We start from the raw sequence: 21,612 nt of genomic DNA, 5'->3' as shown, positions 1-21,612 counted from the left end.
AGTGATTTTGAAACGACGGCAATTACTGAAGCATTTGGGCGCGGCGATTCCAGCGGCCGCCCTGTCGCCTTATGCGCGCGCCGCCGAAGCGCTGACGCAAACGGGCACGGGAACGATCGCGACCGGCCCGTTCGCGCCGACCTGGGATTCGTTGTCGACCTACCAGACGCCCGACTGGTTCCGCAACGCCAAGTTCGGTATCTGGGCCCACTGGGGCCCGCAGTGCGAAGCGGAACACGGCGACTGGTATGCGCGCGGCATGTACGAAGAAGGCAGCGATCACTACCGCTATCATGTGGCGAAGTACGGCCACCCATCCAAGTTCGGCTTCAAGGATGTGATCAAGCAATGGAAGGCGGATCGCTGGGATCCGGACGAATTGCTGGCCCTGTACAAGAAGGCCGGGGCCAAGTACTTCATGGCGCTGGCCAACCATCATGATAACCTCGACCTGTACAACAGCCGCTACCAGCCGGAGTGGAATTCCACCAAGGTCGGTCCGGGCAAGGACTTGATCGGCGGCTGGAGCCGGGCTGCGCGCGCCAACGGCATGCGTTTCGGCGTGAGCGTGCATGCGGCGCGTACCTGGACCTGGTTCGAGGATGCACAGGGCGCCGACAAGAGCGGTCCCTACGCCGGCGTCGCCTATGATGGCAAGTTGACCCGCGCCGACGGCAAAGGCACGTGGTGGGAAGGTATGGATCCGCAGGCGCTGTACGCGCAAAACCATGCTCGGGGCGTCGCCATTCCGGACCAGGCCTACTGCAATAAATTCTTCAACCGTACGCGCGACCTGATCGACAACTATGATCCGGACATGGTGTATTTCGACGATGCCGTGCTGCCCTTGTTCCCGTTTAGCGACGCCGGCTTGCGCCTGACGGCACACATGTATAACCGCAGCATCGCCAGGAAGGGCAGGAACGAGGCCGTGGTCAACGGCAAAATCCTCAATGAACAACAGCGCCACAGCATGGTGTGGGACATCGAGCGCGGCCGGAGCCACCAGATCGAGCCGCTGCCATGGCAGACCTGCACCTGCATCGGCAGCTGGCACTACGACCGGCCGCTGTACCAGCGCAGGGGCTACAAGAGCGCGCAGGCGGTGGTGCATACGCTGATCGACGTGGTCAGCAAGAACGGCAACCTGCTGCTGAGCGTGCCGGTGCGCGGCAATGGCACCATTGATGAGCAGGAGCGTGCCATCGTCGAGGAAATCGGGCGCTGGATGGCGGTCAACGGTGAAGCCATCTACGACACCCGCCCCTGGGCCGTGTACGGAGAAGGGCCGGTGGCGCTGGATGCTGCCACGCCGAAGACGGGCGCAAGCTTCACCGAAGACAAGGGCAGGTCGTTCTCCGCGGCCGATGTGCGCTTCACCGCCAAGGGCAAGACCGTGTTCGCCTTCGTCATGGGCTGGCCGGCATCGGGCACGGTGTCGATCGCGGCCATGGGCAGCGCCAGTGCCCACCTGGCCGGACGCATCCAGCGGGTCGAGCTGCTCGGTGTCAAGCGTGCGCTGGCGTTCGAACAAACCGCACACGGCTTGCAGGTCACGCTGCCGGCCGACATCCCCGCTCTGGCTTACGCCAGCGCCTTAAAAATTTCTTGAGGAGAATGGCATGAACACCGCAGCCTTCGTGCTTGCCGCATTGCTGGCAACCCCGGTGCTGGCGCAGCCGGCGCCGCCGGCATTTGCCGGCATCTTCGCCGACCATGCCGTGCTGCAGCGCGGCGAAGCTTTGACCGTGTGGGGCACGGCGGCCCCCGGACTCGGCGTGACGGTGCGCCTTGGCGGCAACACCGCCGAGGCCAAGGCCGACGCACAGGGCCGCTGGCGGGCGAGCATGCCGGCGATGGCGGCCGGTGGACCCTACACGCTGTCGGTCAGCGGCGCCGGCGCTGCCACGACGCTCAAGGACATCATGGTCGGCGACGTCTATCTGTGCGGCGGCCAGTCGAACATGGAGTTTCCGTTGCGCCTGTCGACGGGCGCGTGGCCGGCTTTTCCCGCCAATCCGGACATGCGTTTCGTCAATATTGAACGCATCAGCGAACTTGCCGTCCAGCAGGACTTGAAGCGGCCCGCGGCATGGAACGTGGTCACGCCCAAGGCCGTCGGCGAAGCCCCTGCGGCGTGCTACTACATGGCGCGCGCACTGCAGCAGCAGCAGAAAGTGCCGGTCGGCTTCATCGGGTCGGACTGGGGTGGTACCACGATCCAGGGCTGGATCGGCGCGCAATCGCTGAAAACTCTGCCGGCCTACGCAGAGCGGGTCGAGGCGCTGGCGCTGATGGCGTCGGATCCCACCAGGGGCATGGCCAACGAAGCGGGCCGCCACGAGCAATGGTGGGACGCGCATGACCCGCAGGCCAAGGCGCAGCGCGCCTGGAGCTCGCCGGGCTTCGACGACGCCGCGTGGCCGAGTCTGGCGCCGAAGGGATCGTGGAAGGATGCCGGCGTCGCCGCCTTGGCGGACTTCGACGGCGCCGCCTGGTTCCGCACCAGCGTGACGCTGAGCGAGGCGCAGGCGCGCGCGGCCAACGTCCTCCAGCTCGGTCCCATCGACACCTACGACAGCACCTGGGTCAACGGCGTGCGCGTGGGCGGCGGGACCATTGCGTGGATGGGGCGCGACTATCCCGTGCCCGCCGGCGTGTTCAAGCCGGGCCGCAACGTGATCGCCGTCCATGTTCTTGGGGGGGGCGGGCTGACCGGGTTGCCGGAACAGCGCGGCGTCAAGACCAGCGACGGGCAGTTCATTGCCCTGTCCGCGCCGTGGAAATACCAGCTGGGCATGCGCGCGAAGGGCTTGGCTATCCCGGCCGCGCCGTGGCAAGTGCCGGTCAGCCTGTCGACGCTCCACAACGCGATGATCGCGCCGCTGGCCGGCTACAAATTCAAACTGGCGGCCTGGTACCAGGGCGAGGCCAACACCGACGCCGCAAGTGAATACGAGACCTTGCTGCCGCTGCTGATCGCCGACTGGCGCAAGACTCTCGGCCAGCCGGAATTGCCCTTCCTCGTCGTCCAGTTGTCCTCGTTCGGTGCGGTCGCGACCAAGCCCGGGCCATCGAACTGGGCGCAGTTGCGCGAAGCCCAGGCCAAGACGGTGCGCAGCGATCCGCATGCCGCGCTGATCGTGACGATCGACGTGGGCGACCGCAGCGACATTCATCCCGCGCAGAAAGCCGTGGTCGGCGCACGCCTGGCCCGCGCGGCGCGCGCGCAGGCCTACGGCGAAGCGATCGCGCCGGGGGGGCCGGAAGCGACTGGCGTGGCGCGGGCAGGGGACGACCTGGTGGTCACATTCAAAAACACCGGCGGGGGCTTGCGCACCTACAGCGCCGGCCATGCGATCGGTTTCGAAGCCTGTGCCGGCGCGGCTTGCCGGTATGTGCTGGCGGTGGCACAAGGCGACACGGTGACGCTGAAAGGGGCCAACCTGCCAGGCACGACGCGGGTCCGCTACGCCTGGGCCGATGCGCCCTATGTGAATCTGTACAGCGCTGAGGACTTGCCTGCTGCGCCGTTCGAGATCGAACTGTAAGCAGGCAAGCACAGCCACCCTGAATGGTCTGGCCACCGATGCCACCTCGAAGGAATGGGTGGCGAGCTGGCGCGATCCGGCCGGGGCTGTGCTGCACGCCCTGCATGGCAGCCGTTGGGGTGGTGTCCACGTCCCCGTTCTCGGAAAAAATCCCGATGGCAGCCTTCGGTTTGGCGCCCAGACCGGCAACAACGGCATCGCGCCGCCCAAGTGATGGGTGGCGCGCCATTCAACGTAGCCCGCAACCTGGCCGCGTTCGGCGAGGCCATGCTGATGATCACGCGCCTCGGCGACGACAAGAACGGCGCGCTGCTGCGTGGCGAATTCGACCGCTTCGGCATGAGCAAAGCCGGGCTGCAGATCGATCCGCAGGAAGCCACTGGCCGTGTCGTGGTCGAGCGCAACGACGGCGGCCACCGCTTCATCATCCTGCCTGACCAGGCCTATGATTATATCGACGCCAATCCTGCCCTGGCCGCGCTGCGGGAATCGCCTCCGGCCACGACCTGAATGTGCGCGACGGCCAGCTCACCGAGCGCGTGGCCCACGAGTCGCTGCACCTGGCCGATATCGTCAAGGTCAACGAAGACGAACCGAAGGACCTGTTCAGCTGGTATACCCACACCAAGCCCGGCAGCAGGTGGCTGGACTGCGGCGAGATGAAGGATGCCTGCTTCAACCTGATGCACATCTTCTCGCTGCAAGGCCTGATCGTCACGCTGGGTGAGCGCGGCGCATTGCACTTTGGCGCCGACGGCACGGTCACCGCCAATCACGAATGCCACGCGCCGGTCCGCATCGTCGATACCGTAGGCGCTGGCGATGCTTTCTCCGCCGTGTTCCTGCATGGCCAGGCGCAGGGCTGGCCGCTGCCGTTGACACTGGCCCGCGCCAATGCCTTCGCCGGTGCGATCTGCGGCATCTCCGGCGCGGTGCCGGCCGATACCGCCTTCTATCAACCTTGGATCGCAAGCTGGCAAGCCGGCCGCGTGCTGCCTTGAGAACGGAGCGCGCCATGTCTCCCTCGCCCGCAACATCGCTTGCCCGTGAAACCGTGCGGCCGGTCAAGCCGCACCTGTCGTTCTGGCAGATCGTCAATATGAATATCGGCTTCTTCGGCATCCAGTTCAGTTTCGGTCTGCAGCAGAGCAGTATGAGCCCGATCTACAAATACCTGGGCGCCGACGAAGCCAGCTTGCCCTACCTGTGGCTGGCGGGACCGATGACCGGCCTGCTGGTGCAGCCGCTGATCGGCGCCATGAGCGACCGTACCGTCACGCGCTGGGGCCGGCGCACGCCGTATTTCCTGGTCGGCGCCATCCTGTGCAGCCTTGGCCTGCTGGCGATGCCGTTCAGTCCCACGCTATGGATGGCGGCCAGTTTGCTGTGGATACTGGACGCGGCCAACAACGTCACCATGGAACCCTACCGCGCCTTCGTCAGCGACAAGCTGGCACCGCGCCAGCACTCGCTTGGCTTCCTGACGCAGAGCGCCTTCACCGGCTTGGGGCAAACGTTGGCCTACCTGACACGTCGCTGCTGATGTGGGACGGCATGAACAAGGATGCCGTCAACGGCAGCCATATTCCGCACATCGTCATCGTGGCGTTCCTGATCGGTGCCGTGTTCTCGATCGCCTCGGTGCTGTGGAGCCTGAAGACCACGCCGGAACATCCGCTCACCGATGAGGAGCTGGCCGAGATCCGCGCGCGGCCGGCAGGCTTGCGCCACACGCTGGGCGATATTGTGCTCGCAGTGCGCGAGATGCCGCCCACCATGAAGCAGTTGGCGCTGGTCAAGCTGTTCCAGTGGTATGCGATGTTCTGTTATTGGCAGTACATCATGCTGTCGCTGTCAACCACCCTCTATGGCACCACCGACCCTGCCTCGCAAGGCTTCCGCGATGCCGGACTGCTGACCGGGCAGGTGGGCGCCTTCTACAACGGCGTGGCCTTTGTCGGCGCGCTAGCGTTGTTGCCGTTCACGCGGCGCTATGGTCCCAAGGTCACCCACAGCGCCTGCCTGACACTGGCCGGCATCGGCATGCTATGCATCCCATTGATCCATACGCCGCTGCTGCTGTTGCAGCCAATGGTGGGCATAGGCCTGGCGTGGGCCAGCATCATGGGCAATCCCTATGTGATGCTGGCGGGTTGTGTCCCGCCCGAGCGCACCGGCGTCTACATGGGGATCTTCAACATGTTCATCGTGATTCCGATGATCATTCAGATTTTTACGTTGCCCTTGTACTACCGCTGTTGGCTGGCCGGGAATCCGGAAAACGTAATCAGGCTCGCCGGTGGCCTGATGATCTGCGCCGCGTTCGCGGTACTCACGGTTCGGCTTAAGGCGCCTCGAGCGTCTGCTCAGCGACCTTACAACAAGGAGTAATTGTGGGAAATTTCTCTTCGCCCTACTAGGCGGCACCCGGTCAGGCTCGGCAGCATGAGCGTTAGCTTCGACTACTACACGGTAAGCGACCAGCCGTCCCACCTGTGATTTCATCTTAAGCACATGGATACTCCGAGTTTTCTACCGGAGATCGGAATGACGGAGAAAGACAAGGAAGCCTTGTGGGCGGAGCGCATAGCGATGTGGAAGGCCAGCGGCCAATCGATGCGTGGCTTCGCGCTGCATCAGGGTTGGCCGCCGCGCCAGATCGCATATTGGAAGAAGCGCTTGCTGGGTATGCCGGAGAAGACGCCGACTTTAATTCCGGTAATGGTCAAGCCAGTTCAGGCGCATGGGACGATCAAGCTTACGGCACGAGACTGGTCGCTCGAATTACCCGCAGCAATACCACCGAGCTGGCTGGCCGAGCTCCTGCGCAGCCTGTGACGGAGCTGCGGGCAGATGCGGTCTGGCTGGCCACCATGCCGGTCGATATTCGCGCCGGCATCGACCGTCTGTCGTTGCATGTGCAGCAGGCGCTGGGCAAAGCCCCCTGCGATGGCACGGCCTACGTGTTCAGCAACCGTCGCCACACGCGCTTGAAAGTAGTTTGCTGGGACGGCAACGGTGTGTGGATGTGCGTGCGGCGCCTGCACCGGGGGAGTTCGTGTGGCCGTAACCGGGCGAAACCAGCTGGCAATTGAGCGCCGAGCAATGGCAATGGCTGGTTGCGGGTGTGGACTGGCAACGACTGTCGGCACCGCCACCGGCGGCATGGCAGTTGTAAGCCGGCTCTGTTAACCAAGGAGCCGATTGGCAAAGCTCGGTTCAAAGCCGTTCAAGTCGATATCCCATGCTCTCAATGCTGAGGCCGCGAATGAGCCCCTTACCAACAGACAGTCGCAAAAACAACAAGTGTTAAAAAATATGGGGATTGCTAGCGAAATATTTTGATAGAAATTATAATGATAAGTTGTTAATTTAACTTTCAAAATAGTATTAAAGCTAAGGGCTTCCCATGAAAAAAGCAATCGTCGTCACTCTTGTTTCGTTGGTGGGGAGCTTCAGTGCCGCCGCCGCGCCTGTCCTTTCCGGTTTCAACAGCTCGACGTTGGCGCACTGTGACGATTGTTCAAGCACGGCTCAAGACCTCGGATTCAGCATTGATTTCAATGGCCAGAGCTTTTCGTCGGTATACGTCAATAACAACGGCAACGTCACTTTTGGCGCGGCAAACGCGGGGTATGCTCCGACCTCCATGTTGCAGCATGTCGGAGCGCCGATCATCGCTCCTCTGTTTGCTGACGTCGATACAAGCCGCACCGTACAGATACGGTCAAACTACGTTTACACAAAGTATCAGGGTAATGTCACCTATGGGCAGGGTCTTTACACCGGCGCATCTGGCTTGCTGGGCGTACCAGCCTACACGAATGCCCATGCATTTGGCGTAACTTGGAGTAACGTTAGCCCCTATGGATATTATGATAACTATAGTAACTATGTTGGAGACGGCCCAAGTGAGCTCGACACTTTCCAGCTGTTGCTCATCAAAAACAACTCGGTGCCGGGCGCCTTTGAGATCATGTTTAACGAACAGTCTATCCAGTGGGTCACCGGGGCAGCCTCGGCGATACCGGGCTCGGTTGGCTTCTCCGACGGAACGGGCAGCAAGGGCCTGCATTACGATGCGCCGGGTAGCGGAACACTGGGCTTGCTTAATGGCAATGCCTACGCGCTCAATATGATGAGTCTTACGATACCATCCGTCCCTGGAAGAGAGGCGTTCCTGGTGGCGACCGGACAACCCGCCCCCTCTCCAGTTCCAGAACCGGGGGAGCTCGGAATGTTGTCACTCGGGGCGCTGGCATTGGTGCTCAGCGGCCGTCTCGGTGGGAAAAAGAACCCATAATTCGTCAGACCCGGTGCCTGTCATGGCCGCGCTATATCCAGTGGGATAGGGCACTTCCGGTTGCGAAATCTGTCGAGTCGCTCGCCTAACTCCGGCAGCAATATCAGCTCTGCGGCCTGTAGGTTGTCCGCAAGTTGCTTTTCGGAATTGGCGCCGACGATGACGGTGGCGACTTCTGCGCGTCCGAGCAGCTAAGCCAGCGCGACTTGGGCAGTCGTCGTATTGAGCGCCAGTTCTGTCGCATTGATCAACCAAGAACGAGTTTTCGCTGGTACGCTGCTCCCCCAGGCTACGCGGGACGGACCTGTCGCACCAGCGTAAAATTGCTCGGCAAACGACATGTCGGCGGCACCATCGGACGCGAACTGACCTTTCCGTGTTGATTTGCATCCAGAGCTGATAATCATCTAGCCATCCTCCCTGCTGTCAAACAGCGTCACTAATTTTCCAGTCATCAGCACGAGAATTTTCCAGTGAGAATGGCAGGAAGCCTTGCTGTCACTGGATCAGAAAATGTTTCCAGTGCGCTGAATTTTCACTTAACTGGAAAATTCACCACGCTGTTTTACAGCGATATGGGTCAGCACGTAGCGTAGCCAAGCTTCGGGGGCGACACCATTAAGCTTTGCCGTTCCGATCAGCCCATACATGGCGGCAGCGCGTTCGCCGCCACTGTCGGCCCCTGCAAACAGGAAGTCGCGACGACCCAGGGCCACGCGTCGCAAAGCCCGCTCGGCGGCGGAGTTGTCGATCTCGATGCGGCCATCGTCGCAGTAGCGCGTCAGCGCTGGCCAAAGCTTGAGCGAGTAAAGGATGGCCGCCGCCGTATTGGATTTGCGCGACAGCGTGGCGAGCATGGTGTGCGGCCAGCGTTCGAAGTCGTCGAGCAGTAGTCTGGCACGCTGCTGACGAGCGGTGCACCGCTCATCAGGCGGTTTGCCTCGTATGCCTTCCTCAATCGCATACAGTTCGCCGATGCGGCGCAGCGCCTCGGTGGTTAACGCCGATGGACGCGTTGCGTGCAAGTCGTAGAACGTACGGTGGGCATGCGCCTTATGTTGAGCTCAACATAAGGCGCACGTGCGCCGCAAGTTCTTCGAACTGCATGCCGCCAACGGCAGCCCGATCGCCGCCGAAGCGCTGCGGCGCATCGCGGCACTCTATGCGGTCGAACAGCAGGCTGCCAACCTGGCGCCAGCAGATCGTCTGCAACTGCGGCAGCAACACGCCAAGCCGGCGCTGGCCGAGCTACACGCCCGGCTGCTGGCGGCACAACGTACCGTGGCCACCGGCAGCGGTACCGGCAGGGCCGTCGAACATGCGCTCAAGCGCTGGCCGGCATTGGTGCGCTATGCCGACTCCGGTACGCTGCCAATCGACAACAACGCGGTCGAGAACGCGATACGCCCCATCGCCATCGGCAAAAAGAACTGGCTCTTGGCGGGCTCCGCACGCGCTGGCCGCCGCGCTGCAGCGATCCAAACCTTGCTGAGCACCGCCAAGCTCAATGGACTCGATCCACTGCATTGGCTGGCCAGTGTATTGGAACGTCTCCCGACGTGTCCCAACAGCCAGATTGATTCCTTGCTGCCGTTCCCAAACTCTACGCAGTCCTAAGACCTCCGCATAGGTGGTGCCGCTGAACGCTTACACTACACGGACGCGAGCGCGCTGTCGGTCGATGGCAAACCGGCCGGCGTGCTGCGGGACTGGGGCACTTGGGATACGAGGTTGAACGGTATCAGCGAACTGCGTCTGGGCTCTGGCGCTTTCAACGAACTCGACAACATCAATGTGGCAAGCGCAAGCGCCGTTCCCGAGCCAGGCTCGCTGGCGCTGCTGTTGAGCGGCTTGTCCGTCGTCGTGGCGGCGCGTCGTCGCCGTCGGTAACCTGGCGCGGGCGCGATTTCGACCGACCGGCCAAGGCGGGGAGGGCTGCGACCGCAGCGCTTCCCCGCGCTGTGGTGGACGGCGGCGGCTGGCCGTCTTCGACATGGGGCTTGAGCAGCGCGCGCAGGCCGGCCTGGCGGCCGTCCTGCGTTTCTATGCGGGTGTCCGTCGCGTACTGGCGCCTAAGAGCAAAAGCCCCCCGGTGGCCTACGTCTCCAAGCCGACTCGCCAGTGTGAGCGCTTAGTGCGGAAAGTATGCTGCTTACGGTATTCGCCGGGACTCAAGCCCATGGCACGTCGGAACAGCTTACCGAAGGTGCTGGCGTTGGCGTAGCCGCAGACTTGGGCGATGGTTTGCATGCTGTCAATGCTGATCTCTAGCATGATCCTGGCGCGCTGCATGCGCAGATCTTGCAGATAGTTGAGCGGGGTCACGCCCAGCACGATTTTGAAATGACGCAGCAAAGTGCGTTCACTGGACGCGGCCACTGCTGCCAGCGCCTTCAAATCGTAAGGTTGTCCGACATTCATCTCCAGCCAAAGCTTGGCGCGGTACACCGGGCTGTCCGCCGTCAGTGGCTGCCAATTCTTCGCCATTTGCACATTGCCCACCTGTTGACGCTCCGTTTGCACCTGCATGATGCGTGCGCAGCTGTCCGCCACTTCTGCATCGTATAGATGGCGTAGTACGGTGATCATGAGTTCAGTTTGTTCGGTCGGGGCGACGCAGGTAAACAGCCGCCCGTTCACGCTAACGGAGTCGGTGCCTGAGAAGTCGCACTCCGGTACCGTGCGGACGAAAGTGGGTTTGAAGGCCCAGTGCGCATCCAGCCGGGCTCCGCGCAGCAAGCCGGTTTCGGACGCAAAGATCAGCCCCGTGCAACACGCCGCTACCGCACCACCCTGTTCCACATGGGTGCTAATCCGCCCCAGCACATCGGGATAGCGCCGTGCCAGCAGGGGGAGTTCCGGCGCATTGGTCGCGTACACCGCAGGCACAACCAACACGGTGCGTGGTGGTGTGGGTTCCTCCGTCGGGGACGTGGAACACATGCTGGCCATGGCGCCCTCGGTAAATATAGGCGGGCTTCCTTCCGGTACCAGCATCGACCATGACAGGGATGGGACCGTGTGGCGATTTCGCAACTTCATAACCATATTGGCCAGTTGTAGCACGTCGATCGCGCTGAGCACTGTTCCCAGCATTGCCTCGGGCAGGCACAGCACTTGGACATGCAGGGCGGGAATGGCTGTGGCGGGATTGGTCATCATCATGGCGGGATCGGTCCTATCTTAAGAGAAGGGCTAATCCTAGAATGGGTTTCAGCCAGCAATCGCCGGCACGTCTGCGACACATTAACGGGAGAGAAGAATGAGAATGAATCAACAACGGCTGCCTTTGCGCTTGAGTGCCAGTGCCGTCAATCTGGCGCTGGCCAGCATGGCCAGCATTGCCACCACTGCGAGCTACGCGCAGGACAGCCAGGTCGTCGTCGTGACGGCCCAAAGTCGCAGCCAGCAAATCCAGAACGTACCGATTGCCGTACAGACGATGTCGGGCGCCGCCTTGAAGGACGTGGGCATCACTAACCTGGGCGAGGTCGCCGCCTTCGTGCCAGGCTTGGCGATCGATGTCAAGCAGCCGACCCGCCCCGCGATCTACCTGCGTGGCGTGGGCACCGAGGATTTTGGTATCGGCACCGATTCGCCGGTTGGCATCTACACCGACGGCGTCTACACTGGCAAGACCGGTGGCTCGATGCTGAGCTTTAACGACGTCAAGCGCATCGAAGTGCTGAAGGGCCCGCAAGGCACGCTGTTCGGCCGCAACGCGGCAGCTGGTGCTATTTCCATCGTCACCAACGATCCCAACCAGAACGTGGAGGCCAGCGGGCTGGTGCGCGTCGGCAATATCGGCACCAGGCACGTGGAAGCGCTGTACAACACGCCGCTCAGCGACAGCATGGCACTGCGCATTTCCGCCGTCAGCCAGCAAGACAACGGCTGGGCCCACAACACTTATGACAGCACCCGTCTGGGCGACGACGGCGACCGAGGTCTGCGCGCCGCACTGCGCTGGCAGGGCGACACCACTACCGCCACCGTCAGTTGGGAGCACGAGGTCATGCGTCAGGCGGCGCCACCAGTGTTCTCTGTTACCGGCGGCAAGATCAATTTCGGTTCGCCCTCCACTTGGACCGATCCGCTCAAGCAGCCACTGAGCAACGACGCTGCGCCAGATGTGCAGTCGCGCACTTTCGACGGCGTCACCTTTCGGGTGGAGCATCCGCTGTCCTTCGCCACCCTGAGCAGTACCACCGCCTACCGCCACTTCAACGCGCGGAACTGGCAGGACAGCGACGGCTCCTCCAATCCCGCCGCCTACATGGTAACCGACAACGTCGAATCGAACGCCACTTGGCAGCAAGAGTTCAAGCTCAGTGGCCAGACTGGCGCGCTGGACTGGGTGACTGGCGTTAGCGCCTTCCGCGAACGCGCCACCGAATCGGAAAACGTGAATGTCACCACCACGTCGCTCGACACCATCATCAAGGCCGCAGCCGGCATCGCGCCGTACGCCACGCTGACGGCGCTGGCGCAGGGTGTGGGCAAAGCCACCGGCAGCGGCGCGCTGCAAGGCGTTAGCCTGATGGGCCAGCCCTGGACCGAGGGCGTGATCGATCGCGCCGACAACCGCGCCTACGCTATCTACGGCGACGTGATCTGGCATGCCAGCAGCGATACCAACCTGACGCTCGGGGGGCGCTATACCCATGACCAGAAGTCCTTCAGCTGGTACAACCCGGCACGCACGGCCAGCGCGCTGGATGCGCAACTGGCTGCGCTCCGACAGCTCAACTTCTTCAACACCCTGGTGGCGCTGAAGCAGCTGAGCGCCCAGCAGGCTGCTCTGCTGCAAGGCGTGACGGCGAATAACATCCAATTCAATAACCAGGCCTCGGCCACCGCGCCATTCGCCTCGTCGCGCAGCTGGAACAACTTCAGCCCGCGTGTTGTGCTGGACTGGCATCTGAATCCAGACACCATGGTGTTCGCTTCCTGGAGCAAGGGCTACCAGGCCGGCGGATTCGACGCGGTAGGCGTGAACGGCCATTATGACCAAGAACTGGTGACCAACATCGAGCTCGGGATCAAGGGCCAGCTGCGCGCGCTGGGCTTGTCCTTCGGTGCGTCGCTGTTCCAGTACAAGTACACCAATCTGCAAAGCCTGACGCTGGTTCCAGCCAGCACTAATACCGGCCTCCCCAGCTATCAAGTAGTCAACAGCGACCAGAAAGCCACCGGCATCGACCTGGAGGCGCAATGGAAGCTGAACCGTACGTGGCGTTTGACCGGTTCCCTGGAGTATTTGGACCAGACCTATGATCACTATCTGGCGCCGAGCGGCGTGACGCTGGACGGCCAGTCCGCCGGTGCGCCGTTCCTGAGTGCTTCGGCCGGGGTAGCGGCCAAGTGGGCGGTCCTGAGCGGCAAGGGTGATTTCAACCTGATGTACGGCTACACGGGAGAGAAGCGCTGCAATGACGACACCCGCAGACAAGGTATCTGTCTGCGCACCAACGACGTCGGCGCAGGCGCCGCGCGCGAGCGGGTCGATGCGCGCCTGGGCTGGACTGCACCGTCCGGTCATTGGGGCGTGGGGCTGGTGGTGAACAACCTGACCAACAAGCAATACGTTTCCATCAGCACGCTGGGTTCTGCGGTAGGTTCGCCGTATGCCTATGTTAACAAGCCGCGCGTGATTGCACTGGAACTGCATGGCGATCTGCAATGAGGACGGGAGCGCAGCCGGCAGTGATGCCGCGGAATATATTGCGCCTGTCCTCATAGTGCTCTGATCAAGGCCGCTGCGGCTATCCCCGCCGAGATAGCACGCAGTGGCATGAAGGACTGGCTCCGCTCGTAGAAAGGGCCGAATGGCATGACAGGAATGCCGCCCCGGCGCGCGGCGCGCGTTACGCCAGCCATTACGAAAATCACGATGAGGAGCCTTTGCCATTGATGTCAATATTCATGCTCTTCCTTCGCCAGACAGCGCCAAATACAGGCCTGGCCAACTGCCTGTTACCTGGGTTAGAGCATGATCCCATAGCGCGTGGCACGGGGCAAGTCGAAATAGGGAGTAGTTGCCTGAAGCCGGTCCAGACTTCAGCAAGCTCCAGTGATAGCGGAATGTTTTTTTATATGATGAAGGACAGGAAATTCACGAGCAGCCCATATAGATTGATGCCGAGCGCCAGATGCCAAGCGGTAATCGATTGATGCGACAAAGCGATACGGCGGCGTTGGCGCAAGTGCTTGAGCACGCCGCCGTATCCCAGGACGACCAGCGCGAGCGCCATCAGGCATCGGTAGGCCCAGAGCGGGCCATAGATGCCCGGTAGCAGTGCCAAGGCATAGGCCGCCATGACGCCCATCCCCATAGCGGGAGGGGTTGACGTCAATGCGTTTTGGCCGCGAACGGTACGCCCAAAGCTGTGCGCGTTGTAAGCGAATCCGCATAGCGCATACAGTGCTTGGAAGGGCAGTACTGGGGAGAAGGACATGTCGGTCAACAAAAAGTGGTGTTGGAACCTGAGATTGAATTGCAGGCTCAGGTGGTCAGCCGGGATCTTATCCCGGCGCGCCTGACGCATGCTCGTTGTGTTGCAATTCCGTGAACTGGCGGATCGCTATCGCGATCCAGGCTTCCAGCAGGTGCTCATTCAGCGCGTTGTCCTGGTTGAAGCTGGCATGGACGGCCATGCCTCGCAGCATGCACAGATTGAGTTGCAAAAACAGCGTCGTGCGTTCCGCGTCGAGTTTTTCGCCCACGGTCTTGCGGAACACGGCGTCGCGCACCGCGGTCCAGTCGGCCAGTTCGGTTTGCAACGCCGCGCGCAGGGCCGGATCGCCACGCGCGGCCAGCATCAATTCAAGCACGGCGATATAGCGGGGTTGGCCGAACACAGCCCGCCACAAATGGCGGATGCACGTTTCCAGCCCTGACGACGCCGACAATACTTGCAGCAAGGCTTGCAATTCACTGCTCCACGCCCTCAGAAGCTGCTGCATCGCCCCGACCAATAGATCGTTCTTGGTCGGAAAGTGATGTGTTTGCGCTCCCCGAGACACTTGTGCGCGTGCTGCAATCAGTTGAGTCGAAATTCGCTCATATCCCACTTCGCACAGCAGGTCCAGGGTCGCCTCATTCAGACGCCGGCGTGTTTCGTTGCTACGCTCGGCTTGGCTGCGGCGACCGGCTGGCTGGCTCATCGGGTTTTCCATCTTTATTCTCTTCGTTGGTAAGAAACACATATTGTGCCCCATTAGCATGATTTCATGCACCTCTCAGTCGTATCCACCAAATTGTCCACCCCGTATTTTGTTCTCGCCTCCTATTTAAAAAACAGATTAGACTGTTTGTTATAAGTCGTCAAGTAATTTCCCGAAATCACTATGACTTCAATCTAAAGGCTGGTTATGAAAACATTTTTCAAGCGCGACGTAGACACCGTGGAGAGGAAACGATGACACAAACGAAGCTTGCAATGCGTGCCTTGGCGCACAACAATGCAACCAGTCGTTGCGGGCATAAATCGCTGATGGCGCTGGCAGTGCTCAGCGCGATCGCCTCGACCGCGAATGCGCAGGACAACCTGCCGATCACCATCAGCGGCTTTGGGACGGGAGCGCTGACCAAGACCAATACCGACCAGGCGGAGTTCGCCCGCCTCAGTCAGGCCGCAGGCGCCCGCACGGATTTCCGCACCGGCGTGGACTCCGACTTCGGCGTGCAGGCCACGGCCAAGTACGCGACAGTTTGTCCTTTACGGCGCAAGGACTGGTACTTAAACACGGAGAGCACGACTATTTCGGACGTGCGCAACGTCGGCTACGCCAACACCATGCTGCGGCACCGGCGCCGATCGTGACAAAGGCATCGTGCACGGGATCGAAGCGTTCCAGCCCGCCGCCGTTGGTACCGACCCACAGACGTCCCTCGCGGTCTACGTGTAGGGAAATGATGAACTGTCGAGTAGGGAACCCGGCATGCTGGCGTTGCCGATATAGCGGCGCATGCGCAGGCCGTCCCAGCGTGCCAATCCGTTTTGACTGCCCATCCAGATAAATCTGGTACGGTCTTGCGCAAAGACGGTGCCAAAGCTAAAGGAGGTTTCGGTCTGGTGGCGGAATGCGGTGTGGGCCATGCCGGCCCAAGGTTGCGCTGCGCCCGCCGCCCGGCTTGCCGGAGCGTACAGCGCTAGCGCCGCCAGCATGATACTGACCAGCGTGATGCCGGCATAGCGAAAGAGCATAACCATCATAAATGGTTGTTTCCGATTGGGATTTTCACCATGCCGTGATTGTGCTGGTTCTCGGATGATCCCGCACCTCAGAGCTTTTATAACACCTAGCCGCCCAGCGTCATCAGGCTGGCATTTCCGCCAGCAGCAGTAGTATTCACGCATAGCGCGCGCTCTACGACCAGTCGCCACAATGGGATTTCCCCATTCTCGGTGGTATCAATCACTGAAACCAGGGCTCCTCCGCGTGCCGCCAGCTGTTCGCGGATGCCGGAGCCAAGCATGGAGTCTACCAACACGATTTGCACATGCTCCTTAAGGTCGGCGACATTCCCCACAAACTGGATGCGGTTTTGCAAGGACAATCGCAAGTCAGCTGGCAGCAGGGTCTCACCATGCACCACCACAGCCGAATTGCCGGTCGCAAAGACGGCTGCCAGCTGCTGCACGAGTACCTTGCGATTGGCAGCCAGGCAGGCAACTGAGCCGCGTGGCGAATAGGACAGTGTATTGACCTCTCCAGTTGGCCCCGGCAGATCAATCACTGTACCGGCTGGGGTCGTGCGCGCATACCGCACGATCTGCGCTAACAGTAGATGCTGACCCTGTACTTTCGCCCACCCGGCCAGTGTTTGAGCCGCCGGAAAAACTTGGTGGTTGTGAAGTTCGTCCGACACCACGCCCTTCTGCAGGCGCTTCAGGTACAGAGGACCGCCGGCTTTCGGGCCGGTGCCCGATTTGCCTTCGCCGCCGAACGGCTGCACGCCGACGACGGCGCCGACGATATTACGGTTCACATAGATGTTGCCGACGTGAGCACGAGAGGCGATGAAATCGATGGTTTCATCAATGCGCGAATGGATACCGAGGGTCAGACCGTAACCGCTGGTATTGATTTGTTCAATCACTGTCGGCAGCTCGGAACGCTTGTAGCGAATGATGTGCAGGACTGGGCCGAAAACTTCGTTGGTGAGCTCATCCAGCGAACCGATCTCCAGCACGGTCGGCGGCACGAATGTACCCTGATCCCCGCCAGGAGCCGTCAGTGAAAAGGTTGCCTTCGCGCATTCCTGCATGTTCTTGATATGCTTAAGCAATTTCTGCTGGGCTTCGGTATCGATGACTGGACCGATATCGGTCACCAGACGGTCTGGCGAACCCAGCTTCAGCTCCTGCATCGCACCCAGCAGCATCTTGATCGTCTTGTCGGCAATTTCTTCCTGCAGGAACAGCACGCGCAACGCAGAGCAACGCTGACCGGCGGAGTCGAAAGCGGAAGAAATTGCGTCTATAACTACCTGCTCCGGCAGCGAGGACGAATCGACGATCATGGTGTTTTGGCCACCGGTTTCGGCGATCAGCGGAATGTCCGTATTTTCTGCCGTGATACGCTTGGCCAAAGTACGGTTGATCAGTTGGGCGACTTCCGTCGAGCCAGTGAAGATCACGCCCTTCACGCGGCTATCTTGGCACAGACGAGCCCCGATGACTTCCCCCCGGCCCGGCAGAAATTGCAGCGCAGCGCGTGGAATACCTGCTTCATGCAACAACTGCACAGCGCGGTGGGCGATCAGAGGAGTTTGCTCGGCGGGTTTGGCCACCACTACATTGCCAGCCGCGAGCGCAGCGGCAACCTGACCGGTGAAGATCGCCAAGGGGAAGTTCCACGGACTGATGCAAGTTACCGGACCAAGAGCCTGGCTGGTGGCCGAGCCACGGATCTGGGCGCCATAGTAGCGCAGGAAGTCCACCGCTTCGCGCACTTCGGCGACCGCGTTCGGCAGCGACTTGCCCGACTCGCGGATCGCCAGCGCCATGAGTTCCAGCATATGCGCTTCGAACAGGTCGGCAGCACGGCTCAGCGCAGCGGCTCGTTCACATGGTTCGGTGAGTTGCCATGTGTGCGCGAATTGACTGGCACAGGTCAGCGCGGCATCGACGTCAACGACATTCGCTTCGATGACATGGCCCACCACGTCATCCTTGCGGGCGGGATTCACCACCGCCAGCGCAGCGAGGCCTGCGCTGGCGTCAACGGCGAGCAACGCACCAGCCGTCCAACTGCGTGGCTTCGCCAGCGAAGCGGCAACTTCGCGCAGCACGTCTTCGTTCGATAGATCCAGGCCTCGCGAATTCTTTCGCTTGTCGCCAAACATTTCCAGCGGCAGCTTGATCGCCGGGTGCGGCCTGCCGTGCAGCTCGCGCGCCAAGGTCAACGGATTCTGGACCAGCGCATCGACTGGAATGCGCTCGTCGACGATCTGATTGACGAAGGACGAGTTGGCGCCGTTTTCCAGCAGGCGGCGTACCAGGTATGCCAGCAGGGTTTCGTGCGAGCCGACCGGCGCGTAGATCCGGCAAGCCTTACCTAGCTTGTCAGCCCCCACCACCTGGTCGTACATGGTTTCACCCATGCCGTGCAGGCACTGGAATTCGTAATCGGTGACGCCGTCGTGCTTGGCCCAGGTGTAGATCGTGGATAGCGTTTGCGCGTTGTGTGTTGCGAACTGCGGATAAATCAGATCCGTCGCAGCGAGCAGGCGCTGGGCGCAGACGAGATAAGAAACGTCGGTGTAGACCTTGCGGGTATACACCGGGAAGCCCGGCATACCATCCACCTGGGCCCGTTTGATTTCGGCATCCCAATAAGCGCCTTTCACCAGCCGCACCATGAACTTGCGGCCGCTGCGTCTAGCCAGGTCGACCAGGTAGTCAATCACAAACGGGCAGCGTTTTTGATAAGCCTGCACCACAAAGCCGATGCCGTCGAAGCCAGCCAGCGACGGATCAAATGCCAACGCCTCCATCAGGTCCAGCGACAATTCCAAGCGGTCAGCCTCCTCGGCGTCGATGTTCAGACCGATGTTGTATGTCTTAGCCAGACTAATCAGTGCGGTCAGGCGCGGCAGCAGTTCTTCCATCACGCGGCTGCGCTGGGCGCGGCTGTAGCGCGGGTGCAGCGCCGACAGTTTGACCGAAATGCCGGGGCCGTTCTTAATGCCGCGGCCGTTCGAAGCCTTGCCGATCGCGTGAATCGCGGTTTCGTAGGACGCTTAGTACTTCTTGGCGTCGGCCTCGGTCAGCGCCGCTTCGCCCAGCATGTCGTAGGAGTAACGATAGCCGCGCGCCTCGTTGGCTTGGCCGTTCTTGATGGCCTCATCGATGCTCTGGCCGGTGACGAACTGGTTGCCCAACATACGCATCGCCAGATCCACGCCTTTGCGGATCAGCGGCTCGCCACCCTTGGAAATAAGCTTGGTCAGCGCCGAGCCCAGGCCGGTTTCGCTGCTTGGGCAGACCAGCTTGCCGGTGATTAGCAAGCCCCAAGTGGCCGCGTTGACGAACAGCGAAGGCGATTCGCCCAGGTGCTTGCGCCAATCACCCTTGCTGATTTTGTCGGCGATCAGGCGGTTGGCGGTGGCGCTGTCGGGAATGCGCAGCAGCGCTTCGGCCAGGCACATCAGCGCCACGCCTTCTTCCGTCGACAGAGCGAACTGCTGCATCAGGGCGTCCACGCCGGACGAACGGGTGCGTTTCCCGCGCACAGTAGTCACCAGGTGCGTGGCCAGGACGCGGGCCTTCAGTTGGGCTTCCAGTTCACCATTTCGAGTGTGCGATAGCAGCCATTGGACAGCGGATTGTTCATCCTTGCGATACGCGGCCGTGATTGCCGAGCGCAACTGGCTGGGATCGCGCAGGACTTCTGCCTGCAGGGCGGCGAAGGGAAGGTCGTTGGGGTGCATCAGGAGAGGGCCATCGGCAATTTTCATACGTATCTTTCACAAGAATCTGGTTGTACCGCTTTATTGTTTTTCGCTGTTTCTGCCCAATCCCAGGCTTCGCCGCACCAGCCAGCCCATTGAGCGCGCAGACAGAGAGGTGCGCGTGCGGATCAAATCTGGCAGCGCGTTTGACACGCGGGTTAACCGGCGATACCCGTTCTCGGTCACCAGCACGGTGTCGGAGTGACGGAAACCGCCGACACCAGGAAAGTAGAGGCCCGGTTCGATAGAGATGAGCATGTTCTTGACCAGCACATGGGTGCTGCCTGCGGCAATCCAGGGCGCTTCGTGATTGCCCAGGCCGAAGCCATGGCCGCAACGGTGCAGACGGGTGTGGTAATTGCCATAGCCGGCTTGCGCCAGGAAACTACTGACCGCCTCGTCGATTTCGGCGCAGTGCATTCCTGGCCGGACCATCGAAAAAGCGAGCCTGCGCGCTTCTTCCATCAGCCGGAACAACTCACGCTCCTGGGCCGAGGGTGGCACTGTGAAGAAGGTGCGCTCGCTCTCCGCCGCATAGCCGTTGACGCGGGTCAGCACCATCGCCACATGCGGGCCTCGTTCCAGCTGCATGCCTATCGGTGGGATAGAGTGCGGTTCGGCACTGACAGGGGCGGGCCAAGCGGCACCGATCACCTTGGTGGCCAAGGCATCCCAGTCCGGCGTTTCCCTGACGATTTTGCGCAGCAACTGCTGGCTTGCAGCATAGGTTTCCGCCACAGTCACCCCGCGGTAAGCGCTGTTCAGGATGCGCTCCACGCCCCAGTCCGCATAGGCCGCAGCCCGCTCGACCTGCCCGACTTCCCAATCCGATTTCACCATCCGCAGCTCACCCACCAGATCGAGCGCCTGGCCGCCGGCCGCTATCAGCAAGGCCGCCATCGATTGCGGCGCACTGTCTTCAAAGGCAAAGTTGGGAGCCAACATTTCGCAACCAAACAAACCGTCCTGCCAACCGGCTCCCACCGGAGCGGGATACTCTTGGTAGGTGCGGGCATTCTCCGGGGCGATGCCCCAGCATTTTTTCAAGTGTTCGAGTTCCAGCATCGGCACCAGCAATTGGCGCCCTCTGGCCTCGCCGTCGGCACCGATCAGCAGAAAAAATGGCCGTTCCAGCGCTTCGAACGAGGCGCCGGTCAGGTAATAGATGCTGTCTGTCTGGGTGACGAGGTATTGGTCTATGCCCAGTTCGCGCAAGCGGTCAACCAGCAACGCATGGCGTCGGCTGAATTCCTGATTAAGTTCGGAACTAAAAATTTTCTTCATAACTAGTCTTTCAATTGAAGTAAGGGCGTCTTCAGGAAATTTCTTAACTGTAATTTACAAACAGTCTAATCTGTTTTTAAAGTGAAAGCGAGAAAAAAATGTGTGAGGGGGCAATTTGGAGGGGGACGCCTAATAGGCGCAGGAAGTCAACCGGGTGGGGCGCGATATGCGCCTCCTATCAATGACGAGATTAGAGATGAAAAAGGCCGGTGGTCCGTCACACTGTTCAAAAGCCTGCACCGTTTGGTGCCGCGCTGTTTTGAGTGGAGATCAGCAAATGAATACATTAAGCAAGGCGCGCGTGGACTATGCCGTGCCAACGCCGCTGGTCGTGGCGCATGGCACAGCCACGATCCTGATCGTCGACGACTGTCCTGCCAATCTGCGCGGCACGGTTGACACTCTGCGGGACTTTCAGCGTCAGACGCTGCAGTAAGTGCAGGGCAGCGTGCGCAGCGAGGTCGAGTCGCCCAGCACCATTCAACGACAGCTACCGATTGTTACAGGACGAA

At 61.1% G+C, this 21,612-nt stretch carries 20 protein-coding genes and 2 pseudogenes; 14 read left to right on the top strand and 8 right to left on the bottom strand.

Going from position 1 to position 21,612, the window contains the following annotated elements; translation table 11 throughout:
- The first annotated feature begins 7 nt into the window (after positions 1 to 7).
- The 9 genes from ACEN9O_RS28450 to ACEN9O_RS28410 all read left to right on the top strand — a co-directional run bounded on the left by ACEN9O_RS28450 (position 8) and on the right by ACEN9O_RS28410 (position 7,854).
- Entirely contained in the window at positions 8 to 1,612 is a 1,605-nt protein-coding gene (locus ACEN9O_RS28450) for an alpha-L-fucosidase (RefSeq protein WP_495615145.1), read from the top strand.
- 10 nt (positions 1,613 to 1,622) lie between these two features.
- A complete protein-coding gene (locus tag ACEN9O_RS28445; protein WP_495615144.1) occupies positions 1,623 to 3,551 on the top strand; it encodes a sialate O-acetylesterase in 1,929 nt (642 codons plus the stop codon).
- 213 nt (positions 3,552 to 3,764) lie between these two features.
- A complete protein-coding gene (locus ACEN9O_RS28440; protein WP_495615143.1) occupies positions 3,765 to 4,061 on the top strand; it encodes a PfkB family carbohydrate kinase in 297 nt (98 codons plus the stop codon).
- 2 nt (positions 4,062 to 4,063) lie between these two features.
- Positions 4,064 to 4,552: a carbohydrate kinase family protein gene (locus tag ACEN9O_RS28435; protein ID WP_495615142.1), complete on the top strand. Its 489-nt coding sequence runs from the start codon at positions 4,064 to 4,066 to the stop codon at positions 4,550 to 4,552.
- Positions 4,553 to 4,566: 14 nt separating this feature from the next.
- Positions 4,567 to 5,094 (top strand): MFS transporter, encoded by a 528-nt coding sequence (locus tag ACEN9O_RS28430; protein WP_495615141.1) that lies wholly within the window; start codon positions 4,567 to 4,569, stop codon positions 5,092 to 5,094.
- Positions 5,095 to 5,105: 11 nt separating this feature from the next.
- Entirely contained in the window at positions 5,106 to 5,942 is an 837-nt protein-coding gene (locus ACEN9O_RS28425; protein WP_495615140.1) for an MFS transporter, read from the top strand.
- Positions 5,943 to 6,098: 156 nt separating this feature from the next.
- Positions 6,099 to 6,389: an IS66 family insertion sequence element accessory protein TnpA gene (gene tnpA / locus ACEN9O_RS28420; RefSeq protein ID WP_495615139.1), complete on the top strand. Its 291-nt coding sequence runs from the start codon at positions 6,099 to 6,101 to the stop codon at positions 6,387 to 6,389.
- The gene (tnpB, locus tag ACEN9O_RS28415; RefSeq protein WP_495615138.1) at positions 6,386 to 6,646 is read left to right on the top strand and encodes an IS66 family insertion sequence element accessory protein TnpB; all 261 of its coding nucleotides are present in this window, start codon (positions 6,386 to 6,388) and stop codon (positions 6,644 to 6,646) included. The genes tnpA and tnpB overlap by 4 nt, the downstream gene beginning before the upstream one ends.
- Before the next feature lie 314 nt (positions 6,647 to 6,960).
- Positions 6,961 to 7,854 carry a nidogen-like domain-containing protein gene (locus ACEN9O_RS28410; protein ID WP_495615137.1) on the top strand — a complete coding sequence of 298 codons (894 nt, stop codon included), beginning with the start codon at positions 6,961 to 6,963 and terminating at the stop codon, positions 7,852 to 7,854.
- A 539-nt stretch (positions 7,855 to 8,393) separates the two neighbouring features.
- Here the strand turns inward: ACEN9O_RS28410 and ACEN9O_RS28405 are convergent.
- Positions 8,394 to 8,906, bottom strand: a pseudogene (locus ACEN9O_RS28405) (IS66 family transposase); the annotation flags it as partial.
- Between the two features lie 28 nt (positions 8,907 to 8,934).
- Between ACEN9O_RS28405 and ACEN9O_RS28400 the strand changes: the two are divergent.
- On the top strand, positions 8,935 to 9,471 hold the full coding sequence (locus ACEN9O_RS28400) for an IS66 family transposase (protein ID WP_495615136.1): 537 nt from the start codon (positions 8,935 to 8,937) through the stop codon (positions 9,469 to 9,471).
- Positions 9,472 to 9,585: 114 nt separating this feature from the next.
- Positions 9,586 to 9,744: a PEP-CTERM sorting domain-containing protein gene (locus ACEN9O_RS28395; RefSeq protein ID WP_495615135.1), complete on the top strand. Its 159-nt coding sequence runs from the start codon at positions 9,586 to 9,588 to the stop codon at positions 9,742 to 9,744.
- Positions 9,745 to 9,951: 207 nt separating this feature from the next.
- Here ACEN9O_RS28395 and ACEN9O_RS28390 read toward each other — a convergent pair whose 3' ends face one another.
- Positions 9,952 to 11,019, bottom strand: a complete 1,068-nt coding sequence (locus tag ACEN9O_RS28390) for a GlxA family transcriptional regulator (protein ID WP_495615134.1) — start codon at positions 11,017 to 11,019, stop codon at positions 9,952 to 9,954.
- Between the two features lie 103 nt (positions 11,020 to 11,122).
- Here ACEN9O_RS28390 and ACEN9O_RS28385 point away from each other — a divergent pair, with 103 nt between their 5' ends.
- Positions 11,123 to 13,540 carry a TonB-dependent receptor gene (locus tag ACEN9O_RS28385; protein WP_495615133.1) on the top strand — a complete coding sequence of 806 codons (2,418 nt, stop codon included), beginning with the start codon at positions 11,123 to 11,125 and terminating at the stop codon, positions 13,538 to 13,540.
- A 406-nt stretch (positions 13,541 to 13,946) separates the two neighbouring features.
- Here the strand turns inward: ACEN9O_RS28385 and ACEN9O_RS28380 are convergent, their stop codons facing one another.
- Together ACEN9O_RS28380 and ACEN9O_RS28375 are read right to left on the bottom strand one after the other, a co-directional pair.
- Positions 13,947 to 14,402 (bottom strand): hypothetical protein, encoded by a 456-nt coding sequence (locus ACEN9O_RS28380; RefSeq protein WP_495615132.1) that lies wholly within the window; start codon positions 14,400 to 14,402, stop codon positions 13,947 to 13,949.
- Complete coding sequence (locus tag ACEN9O_RS28375) at positions 14,380 to 15,021, bottom strand: TetR/AcrR family transcriptional regulator (protein ID WP_495615131.1); 642 nt, start codon at positions 15,019 to 15,021, stop codon at positions 14,380 to 14,382. The genes ACEN9O_RS28380 and ACEN9O_RS28375 overlap by 23 nt, the downstream gene beginning before the upstream one ends.
- A gap of 254 nt (positions 15,022 to 15,275) precedes the next feature.
- Here ACEN9O_RS28375 and ACEN9O_RS28370 point away from each other — a divergent pair, with 254 nt between their 5' ends.
- Positions 15,276 to 15,680, top strand: a complete 405-nt coding sequence (locus ACEN9O_RS28370) for a hypothetical protein (RefSeq protein WP_495615130.1) — start codon at positions 15,276 to 15,278, stop codon at positions 15,678 to 15,680.
- On the opposite strand, the gene ACEN9O_RS28365 is transcribed toward ACEN9O_RS28370, so the two are convergent.
- The 4 genes and pseudogenes from ACEN9O_RS28365 to ACEN9O_RS28350 all read right to left on the bottom strand — a co-directional run bounded on the left by ACEN9O_RS28365 (position 15,616) and on the right by ACEN9O_RS28350 (position 21,100).
- Positions 15,616 to 15,771, bottom strand: coding sequence for a hypothetical protein (locus ACEN9O_RS28365; protein ID WP_495618552.1), 156 nt, complete (start codon positions 15,769 to 15,771; stop codon positions 15,616 to 15,618). The two genes, ACEN9O_RS28370 and ACEN9O_RS28365, sit on opposite strands and share 65 nt — an antisense overlap.
- A complete protein-coding gene (locus tag ACEN9O_RS28360) occupies positions 15,756 to 16,073 on the bottom strand; it encodes a hypothetical protein (RefSeq protein ID WP_495615129.1) in 318 nt (105 codons plus the stop codon). Before ACEN9O_RS28360 ends, ACEN9O_RS28365 begins: the two co-directional genes overlap by 16 nt.
- Before the next feature lie 86 nt (positions 16,074 to 16,159).
- Positions 16,160 to 19,795, bottom strand: a pseudogene (putA, locus tag ACEN9O_RS28355) (trifunctional transcriptional regulator/proline dehydrogenase/L-glutamate gamma-semialdehyde dehydrogenase).
- Between the two features lie 60 nt (positions 19,796 to 19,855).
- Positions 19,856 to 21,100 carry a M24 family metallopeptidase gene (locus ACEN9O_RS28350; protein WP_495615128.1) on the bottom strand — a complete coding sequence of 415 codons (1,245 nt, stop codon included), beginning with the start codon at positions 21,098 to 21,100 and terminating at the stop codon, positions 19,856 to 19,858.
- A gap of 277 nt (positions 21,101 to 21,377) precedes the next feature.
- Here ACEN9O_RS28350 and ACEN9O_RS28345 point away from each other — a divergent pair, with 277 nt between their 5' ends.
- On the top strand, positions 21,378 to 21,536 hold the full coding sequence (locus ACEN9O_RS28345) for a hypothetical protein (RefSeq protein ID WP_495615127.1): 159 nt from the start codon (positions 21,378 to 21,380) through the stop codon (positions 21,534 to 21,536).
- The last annotated feature ends 76 nt before the right edge of the window (positions 21,537 to 21,612 follow it).

This window comes from Duganella sp. Dugasp78 (genome assembly GCF_059491455.1).
Note: the sequence above shows the minus strand (reverse complement) of the source record. Positions and strands in the feature narration are given on the sequence as shown.

What these genes read in the sequence shown, in the direction of transcription:
- ACEN9O_RS28445 (WP_495615144.1), top strand. Translation starts at nt 1,623, where the DNA reads ATGAACACCGCAGCCTTCGTGCTTGCCGCATTGCTGGCAACCCCGGTG.
- ACEN9O_RS28440 (WP_495615143.1), top strand. Translation starts at nt 3,765, where the DNA reads ATGGGTGGCGCGCCATTCAACGTAGCCCGCAACCTGGCCGCGTTCGGC.
- ACEN9O_RS28430 (WP_495615141.1), top strand. Translation starts at nt 4,567, where the DNA reads ATGTCTCCCTCGCCCGCAACATCGCTTGCCCGTGAAACCGTGCGGCCG.
- ACEN9O_RS28425 (WP_495615140.1), top strand. Translation starts at nt 5,106, where the DNA reads ATGAACAAGGATGCCGTCAACGGCAGCCATATTCCGCACATCGTCATC.
- tnpA (WP_495615139.1), top strand. Translation starts at nt 6,099, where the DNA reads ATGACGGAGAAAGACAAGGAAGCCTTGTGGGCGGAGCGCATAGCGATG.
- ACEN9O_RS28410 (WP_495615137.1), top strand. Translation starts at nt 6,961, where the DNA reads ATGAAAAAAGCAATCGTCGTCACTCTTGTTTCGTTGGTGGGGAGCTTC.
- ACEN9O_RS28390 (WP_495615134.1), bottom strand. Translation starts at nt 11,019, where the DNA reads ATGATGATGACCAATCCCGCCACAGCCATTCCCGCCCTGCATGTCCAA.
- ACEN9O_RS28385 (WP_495615133.1), top strand. Translation starts at nt 11,123, where the DNA reads ATGAATCAACAACGGCTGCCTTTGCGCTTGAGTGCCAGTGCCGTCAAT.
- ACEN9O_RS28380 (WP_495615132.1), bottom strand. Translation starts at nt 14,402, where the DNA reads ATGCGTCAGGCGCGCCGGGATAAGATCCCGGCTGACCACCTGAGCCTG.
- ACEN9O_RS28375 (WP_495615131.1), bottom strand. Translation starts at nt 15,021, where the DNA reads ATGAGCCAGCCAGCCGGTCGCCGCAGCCAAGCCGAGCGTAGCAACGAA.
- ACEN9O_RS28370 (WP_495615130.1), top strand. Translation starts at nt 15,276, where the DNA reads ATGACACAAACGAAGCTTGCAATGCGTGCCTTGGCGCACAACAATGCA.
- ACEN9O_RS28360 (WP_495615129.1), bottom strand. Translation starts at nt 16,073, where the DNA reads ATGATGGTTATGCTCTTTCGCTATGCCGGCATCACGCTGGTCAGTATC.
- ACEN9O_RS28350 (WP_495615128.1), bottom strand. Translation starts at nt 21,100, where the DNA reads ATGAAGAAAATTTTTAGTTCCGAACTTAATCAGGAATTCAGCCGACGC.
- ACEN9O_RS28345 (WP_495615127.1), top strand. Translation starts at nt 21,378, where the DNA reads ATGAATACATTAAGCAAGGCGCGCGTGGACTATGCCGTGCCAACGCCG.